The following is a 13,131-nucleotide window of genomic DNA, read 5'->3' as shown; positions in this document are numbered from 1 at the left end:
TTGATCTGCCTCTGGTGTGATTGTTAAGGTTCTTGGGTTTATTTCAATTAAACCATCTACATAAGTAACTTCATAGTTATTTGTGTCTAAATTAGATGTTAATGTATAGTTTCTTTCTCCTTCATCTTCACTTGATAGTTCATAACTAACTTCATAATCATCTACTGGTGATAATGTACTTGTTATTTCATAACCAAACACACTAGCTTCACCATAGACTTTCGTACTACTTGTTCCACTAATTTCAATTACACGTCTTTCAATTGTAAAAGTATATTCATTATTGAAAATTATATAGTTACTACTTACATCGATATTATTATTGAAAATAATTCCGCTTACACTATAAGTTCCAGCATTAATATCATAACTAGAAGTTACAACTTCATCACCATACTCAAGATTACTAATAAATGATGAAACAGAAAATTCTTCACCATATATAAATGTTCCTATTTCAGTAAAGGTTATTTCAACTTCTTTTGCTGTAATATGATATTCATTACTACTAAAGATAATATTATAATTATTAGCATTTAAGGTTCCCTTAGTAATTTGATAAATTCCTTTATTAATTCCTTCATATCTTGCTATTTCACCTTGAATAACACTTCTATCATCATTAAATTTAAAACCACTAACTTCATAAGTTAACTCTTTATCTATACCATAGACTGTTTCAATTTTATTAGCTGCAACATTTAAATCAGCTTTTTTAATTTCTAATGTTGCTTCAAAGCCAAACGGGTTAAAGTTTACATCGTAGTTTGGATTATTATCATTATTAACTGTACCTTGAGTAACATTATAAATTCCAACATCCTCACCAATTTCTCTACTTAAAGCACCGTTTAATGAAACACCGCTAATATTAGTAGTAAAACTAAATGTTGGATCAACTTCTCCATATGTTTTAACATATTGATTACTTGTTACATATACTTGTATTGATCTTTTATTAATTGTTAGTACACCTGAATCTATTCCAATTATTTCATAATTATTACTACTTACTAAAGCTGCAATTTCATGAGTTCCTGCATCATATAATGCATTGAAATCTACTAAGAATTCAGTATTAAATAAACCAGGGCGATTCCAGTTATCACCGGTTGCAAAACTATATCCTGGTTTTAATCCCCATGTAAAGTTACTATTTTGGTCACCTAAAGGTTGACCATAAGTCATCGTAACGTTATTTACTTTAATTTCAATTACACGTTTAATAATTTCAAAATTATTACCAGTAACTTCTACATTAAAATTCATTTCATTCATTGATGAAATACTAATTGGATAGATGCCAACATTATTATTACTTGGATTTTCTCTAGTAAATCTTACATTTAACTCACTTCTAAATCTTTCATCACTTAAACTATAATTAGTAATTGGTAAATTACTATCACCATAAGTCATTGTATGTTTATGAATTTCTAAATCAATAGAACGTTTATTAACTATTAAACTACTATTTAAAACTTCTACATTATAGTTTTTATTAATAATTTCAGCTGCAACTACATTGGTATAATGACCTACATTAGAATCAACTACATTTCCATTAGTTTTAATTGCCTTACCAAAAACAGTAGCCATTGACACTACAAAATTATTATCATGGCCTTCAACTAATGCAAAGTCTATATCAAAATTAATATCACTTAAGTTAACTTGGTCATAATAGATTTTACTAATATCATTAAGTGAAATAGTAACATCTTTTTTAACTATATTTAAAGTTCCTTTTGTTATAACACCTAATATATAGTTTGGATCATTAGTTGTAATATCTAAATCAATTTCATATTTACCAACTTCATTACCTTCTTGTCTAAAGATATTAACATCAAATGGTACATCACCATCTACAAGCCGTTTAACATCATAAGTAAATTCTGGTTCCTCATCTAAATATGTAATTGTTTTATTATCAATAACTACATTATAAATTCTTGGAGTAATAACTAAATTACCCATTTCTAAAATTTCATTAGAGAAATCATGCTCAACAAAAACTCGATATGTTCCAGCATTAACTGGAACATCTACTAGTTCATTTGTTGAAATATCTAAATATGTAATAGTTTCATTTACTAATGATGATAAGTGATTATATTTACTATTTAGTGAATAACTAAATACTTTTTCACTACCATCATATTCACTTGTTTGTGTATGATTAAAAATGAAAACATCATTTTTACTTGGCATATCAATTTCAATAATCGATTCTTCAAAAACAGTTATTTTATCATGCTCTACAAAAGCAAAATAATATTTTTCATTTGGTTTTAAATTATTTACTTTAAATACTTGCATATCGTCTAATTCAAATAATTCAACATTAGCTTCTACATTGATTCTTCTATTTTCATCAATTAAAACTAATTTAAGATCTTCTCGATATGCAAAATATATTGACGTTTCTCCCATGAAAACAACGTTTGGCTTAGAAATTAGTAAACCATTTAATTCTTTACTTACAATATTGCTTTCATTATGTGTTTGACTTTCAGCGATTTTAACATAAACCACATAAGAATCTTGATTTAATTTATCAAATTCAATAAAATTCTCGCTTTGCCATGAATTATCTTTAAGAGTTTCACCTTTTTTAACAAATGCATAACGAGCATTAACAATTGGTTCTATTTCAATACGATATTCTGTATGGTCAATTACTTTAATAATTTCATTAGTAATTGGTTGTTGCTCGCTTTTCTCAACATGCAACAACAATGGATTACTAATATTTACTCCATTATAAAAGACGTCAACTAAATTGACGCCAACATTGTCAAAATTAATTATTCCACCCTCTAAATCAATCATATCGAGTGTTAAATCAATTATTTTATTTGCATGATTTTTATATGAAGCAAATAATTTAAACCCCTCAGGATTAAATGCTTCACCATAGACATACTCCGTATCTCCAAATTCTAAAAAACTAAAAGAACTTACTTCTAATCGCTTAGTAGTAATTTCTATCTTTTCACTAGATTTACTTTTATATTTAAAGACTACTTCTTGAATCAATTCATTGTCATTTGGATCAAAATGATTGAAACTAGGATTAGCATCATAATTATGACTTAATCCTTCAGCTGATAAATCAATTGTTTCAGTTTGCTCATTTGAATAATGAGCAATAATTTCAATGTGATTATCAGAAAGTACTTCTCCTTCATATAATTCTATATTTTTTTCAACTAAATTAATTTCTAAATTAACTAAAACTTTAAAATCACAAGATACTAGCAAACTAACAAATAACGTAATTGCTAGTAACAGAATAAATCTCTTTATTTTAGACATTTTTGTAAACCTTTCTCTAAATACGCTTGGTGGGCTATTATTCTAATTGTTTTATATGTATTATGTATAATATCTTATATTATAGCATAATTAGTCAAAAAACAATCAAACGCAAGCAATTATTAAGCATCATTCATATAATTATCTCGTTTTTTATGTAATATAATTTATAAAAAATGATTCCTACTAACTAACACTTCTCTTAATTAGAATGAAATGCTTGTTTTGTAGGAATCATCTTATTGTTTATTTAATTATTTTTAAATGAATATTATAAAACTTAGCTTTCTGTGTGTACAATTTTAATTCCATAAAGATATATTGAATTTGTTGTACAATTTATAGTAATTGTAATTGCACCGTCTAGCGAATCAACGTTGATTACTCCGGCAGATCTGTTAGTTGTTCCCCCAGATGTAGAAACAGTGAAAGTTTGAACAGTTTCATTACCCACCTTGGTTACAATTGTTCCGGCACCTTTGGAAGCATTAGTTGAATAAGTAATTTCTATACTTTTCACATTATAAAAAGTTATCTTTGTTGTTCCATTTGCACCACTTGCTCCAGAGGTGACTTGTATACCTCTTCCTGATTGATATTGATTTCCAGTTTTACCACTTGTCCAATCATCTTGACTCGTTCCCCAACTATTTGAGTCGAAAATATACTCTGTAGTAACTTCAACTTCATCTCCTGGTTCCTCGGGTTCAGCTTCTTCCCAGTGTGCTGTTAAAGTGATTGCTTCAGTAATTAAGGTATCAAAGTCAAATTCATTTTCACCTATGAACCAACCTAAGAATTCAAAGCCATCTTTTTTTGGATTATCTGGTTTAATTGCTTTATTGCCCTCTTCTATTGTTTGCGGAGTAATTGGATTTCCACCATCAGTATCAAATATTACTGTATATTCTTCTACTGGCTCTTCAGGTTCATTACCATTTTCACTAACATAGGAAATATCAATTGTATGGATATACATTCTATTAGTATGAGTTGATTGTATTTCAATAACTTTACTGTTTATTTCATTTATATCAATGGAGTCCGTACCAGTGCTTATACTGCTGATATTAAAAGTATAATTTATACTGTTCACAGAAAGGCTATTTGCTCCCGTTTTATTTGCTCCTTTGAGATTGATTGTAATATCTTTTATTAAATAATTATCATCAATTTTAATTCTCATTAAATTACCACCACTAGCGTTATGATAGCCTCTTAAAACACCACCATTAGCTGCCCACATATTTGCAGCATTTTTTATAAGTTCAACAGTAAATATAGAAGAGTCTAACCCAAGTCCTTCCGCATAATCAATTCCGTTAAATTCGGTTCCTTCTTCTAATCCTGTATTCGTAGTTTTTCCTATAGCTTCAGCAAACTTATCTCCGTCTAGTTTTGCATTTAATATAACTTCTTCTACATCATCTACAAACTTAATAGTCACTTCAAAACTAATTACTTTAGTTGTTTCTCCAACAGTTATTGTTGCAGTTAACTCAACTGGTGTATCTACTAATACTTCAAACCATTTTCCGTCTACAATAGCTTCCGGATTAGTTGTCCAACTAATTGTTGAATCATATAAACTAGTTGTTGGTAATTCAATTTCTGATTCCATATCAAATTCTTTATTATCAAATAATAATGATAGTTCATCAATTACATAATTAATCTTTTCTGAATCTGGCATTGGGGCTATTTCTTCCCATTTAGCTACTAATGTAATTGGGCTATCTATAATAGTTGTAAAGTCAAATTCAACATCATTTAAGAACCATCCTAAGAATTCAAAGCCATCTTTAGTTGGACTATCCGGTTTAACTGCTTTATTGCCCTCTTCTATTTTTTGCGGAGTAATTGAATTTCCACCACCAGTATCAAATGTTACTATATATGTATTTATTTGTGTCCAATCAGCTACTAACTCAATATCTCTTGCTGGCATATTTTCTAAATCAAATAAACTACCACCTAATAACCAGCCAATAAATGTATGGTCTAATTTTTCTGGTATTGGTAATTCAATTTCACTGTTAAAATCTAAAGTAATGCTATCAATTGGTTCCCCGCCATCTGTATTAAAGGAAATAGTATAATTATTAATTTCCCAATCTGCAACTAACAATAAATCAGTTGCTGGCATATTTGATAAATTAAATAATTCACCATCTAATAGCCATCCTTTAAATGTATAACCTTCTTTTACTGGTACAGATAGAGTAATTTCACTATTGAAATCTAATGTTAAATCCTCTAATGTATTCCCACCATTACTATTAAAGGAAATAGTATATTCATTAACTTCCCAAAGGGCAGTTAATGTAATCTCTTCAGTAATTAATGTGTTGAAATCAAATGTTTTATTATTTAATTGCCATTCTATAAATGTATAACCTTCTCTTATAGGATTTTCTGGCTTAGCTACTTTTGAGTTCTTAGTCAAGACAACTTCATTAATCGGTAAATCATTATAGTTTAAATTGAAGCTTACAGTACTTAATAATCGATCATCAACATTTTGGAATAATGTTACATCATCAACTGTAATTGCTTGATTAGTATTTCCACTAACTGCAGAAGGTGCATTATAAACTAATCTATAAAGTCCTGGACCGTCTACACTAAAGCTTGCTTTTGTGTAGATGTTTGCATCAATATCATCGGTTAAGTTGATATTTTCATCAACTTTAATCCATTCTTCACCATTAAATAATTCTATCCCAAAATACGCATCATCAAATCCAACAATTCTATCATAAGCAGAAGCGTTCCATGTTGAATAAATAAATTCGATTTTACTTAAATCTTCATAACTTGATAAATCAAATTCGACGAACGATAAATTAAACGTATTAATAGGTGCCATAATTAGTCTTTGGTCGCCACTATGAGCATTAATTTGAGCACGATCTTTATAAAGTGTGTGTGCTATTCCATCACCGTTTGTAAAATTAACATTTCCTTTGTTATATCCTGTTTTTGAAGCTGATCCAAAGTCAAATATATATGTTTGTAATTCTAAGTAACTAATTTCAAACCATGTAGCTACTAGTTCTATATCTTTAGTAATTGGCGTATTGAAATCAAATGAATTACCATCTAATTGCCATTCTATAAATTCATAACCTTTTCTTATTGGTGTAACTTCTTCTGCCAACTCTTCAAATAAAACTGTTTGAGTTGCCATTTCAATACCACCTGAAGTATTAAAGGTAACTGTATATTCATTTATACCCCAACTTGCAACTAATTCTAAGTCGCTTGCTGGCATACTTGTTAATTCAAATAAACTACCATCTAATAACCAGCCAACAAATGTATGACCTAATTTTTCTGGTATAGGCAGAATAATTTCACTATTAAAGTCTAATCTTAAATCAGCTTGTTCATTTCCACCATTACTATCAAAAATAATTGTATATTCATTTACATCCCAACTTGCAACTAATTCTAAATCACTTGCTGGCATACTTGTTAATTCAAATAAGCTACCATCTAATAACCAGCCAACAAATGTATGGCCCTCTTTTACTGGTATTGGTAATTCAATTTCACTACTATAATCTAATGTTAAATCAGCTTGTTCGTCTCCACCATTACTATCAAAAGTAATTGTGTATTGATTTACTTCCCAGCTTGCAACTAGTTCTAAGTTATTTGCTGGCATACTTGTTAATTCAAATAAACTACCATCTAATAACCAGCCAATAAATGTATGACCCTCTTTTACTGGTATTGGTAATTCAATTTCACTACTATAATCTAATGTTAAATTATCGATTACATTTCCACCATTACTATCAAAAGTAATTGTATATTGATTTATATTCCACTTTGCAACAAGAGTAATATCTTCTGCTTGCATTGTATCAAATACAAAGGTATTTTCGTTTAATTGCCATTCTATAAATGTATAACCTTCTTTTGTTGGTGCAATAGGCGCTTGAATATTTGATGCAAATGCTAGTGTGATTTGATCAACACTACTTCCACCATTTGAATCAAAAGTAATTGTATATTGATTTACTTGCCACAGTGCAACTAATGTAATATCTTCAGTAATACTTGTATTAAAGTCAAATGTCATTCCGTCTAATTGCCATTCTATAAATGTATGGCCTTCTTTTGTTATAGCTTGTGGCATTAATACATTATCGCCTTCTAAGACTCTTGCAGTAGGCAACACTTCGTTTGCACCACTTCCATCAAAAAAGACATTATAAACCGGTACTTGACTCCAGTTAGCCGTTAATACTAAGTCATTAGCTGGCATATTAGTTAAATTAAAGACTTCGCCATCTAAATACCAACCAATAAAGTTCCAGCCCTTACGTGTTGGTGTTGGTAATTCAATTGTTTCATCATATGCAAGTGTTGCACTAAGAATTTCATCGCCACCATTTGTATCAAAACTAATAGTATAATCACTTTTTGCCCATTTAGCATATAATGTAAGATCTTTTGCTTCAACTTTATCGAATACATATTCTTCAGTTAGTGCTTCATCAGTAAACCAACCTACTAAATGATGTCCTTCTAAAACTGGATCAATTGGTTTTTCTAAATCAGTTCCAAAATCTTGTGTAACAGGTTCTACTAAACTTCCACCATTACTATCAAAAGTAATTGTATATTCATTTACTTCCCATGTTGCAACTATTAAAAGGTCTTCTATAACAACTTCATTTTCAAAATCAAAATCTTCGCCATTAACCGTCCAATTAACAAAAGTATAACCTTCTCTTTTTAATGGTAGTCTCTCATCTAACTTTGATTCCGTTAAAATTAAGAAATCTTCAATAACACTATCTTCACCATATGATTTATCAAAGATAACCCTGTGAGTCTTCCCCCATACCGCAACCAAAGTAAGATCTTCGTTAACTTTGTTATTAACAAAGTTCCACTCTTCTAGCGTTTCAGCATTTGCCCAATACAGAAATTGATATCCTTCCTTAATTGGATCATTAGGTTTTGTGGCTGTTCTGTTTTCCCATATTGATTGATTCTCTATATCTAACTCGCCACCATCTAAATCAAAGACAACGTCATATTGAAAAACCTGATTATCTTCGCCAGGCTCACAAGCAACTATGATAAAGCCTAATAGCATTATTGCAATTAAAGTTAATAATTTTCTCATATATTACCTCCGCTTTTATATACATCAATTTTATCATATAATTTGTAAAATTTATCGATATATTTAATATTGACAAGTTATTTATATTTCACAGTCATTTTTTATAAAAATTATGCGATAAGTAGGTAAAAGGGTGTGAATAAAATATTTATCCACACCCTTTTACTTTTTTCTGTTATTTAATTATTCGTCTAATTCACCAATTAATGTCACAATGTGTTCACGTTTGATTAATTGTTTTCCTGGTACTAATAAATATTCAGGATCATATGGAGTATTTCCTAATTTTTCTATTAGTATATCTGATGTTAATTGATAAATTATTGTAGTATCACTGTTATCAAATATTTCTTCTTCTTGTTCTTCGCTTAACCCTTTTAATTTAGTTAAGGTTAATTCACCTTTAACTTTGCCAATATTAGTAATTTCTAAGTATGTCATTGCGGTAATAATACCATCAATTTCTATAACTTTAATGTCTTTACCATTACTCTCTAATGATGCTGTTGTATGAATGTTTGCACCTATAATACTTTGTGAAATTAATCTTGTAAATAATGGAGATTCTAAATTATGAATGTCTGATAAATTACTCACTGTAACACCATCTAATTCAAAACCATTTTCATCAATTACTGCTATTCCAAGGATTGTTAATACTGCATCTAAGTTTTCCATTTCAGATCTTGTAATAGTATTTTCGTCTTCAAAACTACTATCTGGAATATCATCAAATGCTTCAACAATCGCTTTACTAATCAATCTTCTTACAAATGGTGAAGTTGTTTCTAACACTAGTAATGCTTGATATTGTACTTGTGATAAAGTGCCAGTATCAATACTATCAATTGCTGTTAATTCATTATCATTTGCAATAATTAATAATGTTGCTGCAATGTTTTCTAATTCACTTTGTAAGATATCTTTTTTAGTTACTACATCTACATAACTTTCATTTGGAATATCTAGATTTACTTCTTTGTTTAATTGTTCTGTAATTGTTCTTCCCATTAGTGGGGAATTAAGGGAAATTATATCCCTTAATTCGCCTACTGTTAGACTTTCTAAATTAATACCACTACTTGAGATTTCAGTAATTCCAAGTATTGTTAATACTTCATCTAGATTTTCCATTTCAGTTCTTGTAATATTAGTTTCATCTACATAACTTTCTTCTGGAATATCTGTAAATGCATCAATGATTGCTTTACTAATTAATCTTCTTACAAATGGTGAAGTATCTTCTAATCCTAATAATGCTTGATACTGTGATTGTGATAATACATCTGTTTCAATATTATTTATTAATGTAGTTTCATCTTCATTTGCAATAATCATTAATGTTCTTACTATGTTTCCTAATTCATCTCTTCTAATATCAAGATTATTTATTTCATAACTTGCTTCTGGAATATCAAGATTTTCTTCATCATTTAATTGTTCGCTAATTAATCTTGCTATTAATGGTGATTCTAAGCCAATTAATTCATCTAACATTTGAATTGTTAAATTATCAACAGCTAACCCGTCACTAGTTATTACTTGAATATCTAAGATAAAGAATGTATCTCTAATTGCTTCCAACTCACTTCTTGTTAAATCTTTACCATTAATGCGGTAACTTGCATCTGGAGTTGAATTTAATCCGTCAGTTATTCCTTTACTTAATAATCTTGTTACTAATAATGAATCTAATTCAATTGTTAATAACTCTAAGTATTGAACTCTTGTAAAGCCGTCTGTTGCAATTGCTGTAATTAATGTATCCATATTACCATTTGCTAATACGCTTAACGTTCTAACAAGATTTCTTAATTCAGCAACTTTAATATCCTTATTGTCATTTTCAGTACTTTCTTCTGGTACTTCAATATCATCAAGTTTTAATAATTCTTCACTTAATAAGCGATTAATTATTGCTGATTCTAATTCGATTAAATCATCTAACATTTGAATTGTAATATTATCACTATTAATTCCATCTGGGCTATCTACATCTAAGATTTCAAGTGCTTTAACTAATGCACTAATTTCAGATTTCTTAATATAAGCATCAAATTTATCGCTTGCATCATTAATTAATGCTGATTCTGGAATATCATTAAGTTGTGCTTTTAATGTTAAATCAATTACTTGATACATATAAGCTGATAATAATACTAATTCTAATTGATCATCAGTTAATGATTTTAATGTTTCATTACTAATATCCATGTCATTAAAGTCAGTAATACCTAAAGTATTTAATGCTACAAATAAGTTATATAATTCTTCTACTGTAATGAAACCATCACTATCTTTTGCTGCTGCTAAGTCTAGATCTTCTTCTTCAAACTTACCACCACTAGCAATTTGTTCTCTAATTGTGCTTGAAGCTAATAATCTTGACATAATTGTTGCGATATAACCTGATTCTAAGAATCTTTCTAAATCATCTTGTCCGCCTAAATTATTTTTTTCAATTAATGCTATTAAATCGGCTAAGCCTAATTCTTCCATTTCACTCATACTATTTGCTTCTAATAATTTTATTGAAACAAAGATTGCTTTAATCTCTGATTTCATAAACTTACCATTTTCATCTAGTAATTTATCAGCTGGTTTCATATTAACGCTTGTTAAGTCTTTATCAAACATATCAGAAACTAATTCACCTACTAATTCACCTAAGCCCTCTGATTTAAATACACGATCAAAGATTGTATGAATTAAGATTGAATCTAACATGCGATCAAAATCATCTCTACCATTAATAATATTTCCACCAACTAAATCAAATGGAGTCATAAATCCTAATTTACCAAAGTCTAAGTCACCAATTTCTAACGCTTTACCTGTTCTTAATAAGGCTTTAATTTCTTCTTTAGTAATTAATCCTTCAACAACTATTTCATCAGGAATTGCGATATGTTCTTCAGTAATTGTAATTCTACCTTGACGGCTATTTAATTCAGTTAATAATATTTCGCTAAATGAATCACTTAATACTAAGTTTGAAATAAAGCTTTGTAGTACAAATGAACGGTAAGCTCTATCAAAATCATCTTCATTATTTTCATCAATATTTCTATCAACTAAACTTAACAACACATCTAAGTTACTACCTTGTCTAACATTCATTAATTGAATTGCTTCTAAGATATGTCTTACTTCTTCTGGATTAATAAATCCGTTTGCATCAAATGCATTTGCATGATAATTAAATAAATCATCAGAAACACTAAATTCACCAGCAATTACACTACCTGCTGCACGGTTCATTAAATTAATAAATACTGTTTCAAATTTAGTTCCTTTAACATTAACAAATTTATCTAATAAGCTTGTTAGTAATACACTATCTAAATAATAATCTAATGTATCTTCTTCTAGTAATACGTCTACTGCGCGGTTTATGATGTTATAAATATTTCCACTTAATAATAATCTATCAATATTAGTATTTTCTAATGCATCTAACAATAAGACAAATTCTTCTTTTCTAATATAACCTTGATGGCTACCTGATTCTTCAAATAAGCCTGGGTATTTATCCATTAAGAAGTCATCACCTTCAAATGTAACACCTAAATTAAAACGATTATTAATTTCACTTGCAACTTTATTTCTTACTGTTGCTGTGTGTGGTACATAACCAATTGCGTAATAGATTATTTCTGATTCAAGCATTGCATCCAATGCTTGTCTTGAAACGATATTTAATACGTCTGATAATGTTCTTACTTGTATTAACTCACTATAACTTGTTAATTCTAATGCTGCAGCTGCTTCAACTAATAAGACAAATTCTTGTTTTGAAATTTTACCTGAACTGTCTAATGCATTTTCAGGAATCTTAGTTTCGCTTGGTGTATTAATTGTTAAATTAATATTACGATCTTTAAGTAATTTGTTTAATTGTTCAAACGCTGTATTTCTTACTTGATCACTTCTTAAGACGCGATCAACCATACTGTGAATAATCTCTGAAGCAAATAAATGTTCAATTCCTGTTGCTATATTACCGCCTGCTTCATATCCTTCTAGTAATTCTTTAAAGATTAATGGGTTTCTTAAGTTCTTACTTTCTAAGACTTTAGAACCGTATATTGAAATTACTAAATCAACGATATCATCTTCAGTAATTAGTTCTTCATCAAAGACAAAGTCTTTAATGTTTATACTAATACCTTCTGGTAACAATCTATTTACATATTCATGGCCCATTTCAGTAATAACATCAGTTGTAAGTAATATTTCTAAGACATGGAATACTAATGGTGCTGCAACAAAGTTTCTAACTTTTTCATCTGTTTCAGCTAAGCTAAATATATTAGCTGCTGCTTCAATTGATCTAATACTTGTTAATTCTGTTAATGATGTTAATTCTAATTCATTAACTGCTGTTAATAATGCAATCGCTGAATTAACATCAAATAGATCTTTAGTAATGTTTAATTCTGCTCTAGTTACATGAACTGATGAAACATTTAATCTAGTTGCTAATTGATCGATATATCCGTTTATTAAGTCAACTAATAAATCTTGAACACCATCTTTTTCAACATAACCAATTACATCTTCAACAAGCTTACTATTGTATAAGTGTTCAATACCTAACATAGTTCTTCCTGCTGATACATTGTTTTCTAATAAAATACTAATTGCATTTAAAACACTTCTTT

3 protein-coding genes are annotated in these 13,131 nt (G+C 28.9%); all 3 read right to left on the bottom strand.

What is annotated here, in order from left to right; genetic code table 11:
• Positions 1–3,321: MBG domain-containing protein (locus IY230_RS00015; protein WP_196369307.1), on the bottom strand; the 3,321-nt coding region annotated here is incomplete at its 3' end.
• 280 nt (positions 3,322–3,601) lie between these two features.
• On the bottom strand, positions 3,602–8,467 hold the full coding sequence (locus tag IY230_RS00010; RefSeq protein WP_196369306.1) for an InlB B-repeat-containing protein: 4,866 nt from the start codon (positions 8,465–8,467) through the stop codon (positions 3,602–3,604).
• Positions 8,468–8,650: 183 nt separating this feature from the next.
• The coding region (locus IY230_RS00005; protein ID WP_196369305.1) for a hypothetical protein at positions 8,651–13,131 on the bottom strand (4,481 nt) is incomplete at its 5' end.

Source organism: Acholeplasma laidlawii (assembly GCF_015709225.1).
GTDB classification, from domain to species: Bacteria; Bacillota_I; Bacilli_A; order Acholeplasmatales; family Acholeplasmataceae; genus Acholeplasma; species Acholeplasma laidlawii_A.
This window is presented reverse-complemented; position numbering and strand designations above follow the sequence as displayed.

What these genes read in the sequence shown, in the direction of transcription:
- IY230_RS00010 (WP_196369306.1), bottom strand. Translation starts at nt 8,467, where the DNA reads ATGAGAAAATTATTAACTTTAATTGCAATAATGCTATTAGGCTTTATC.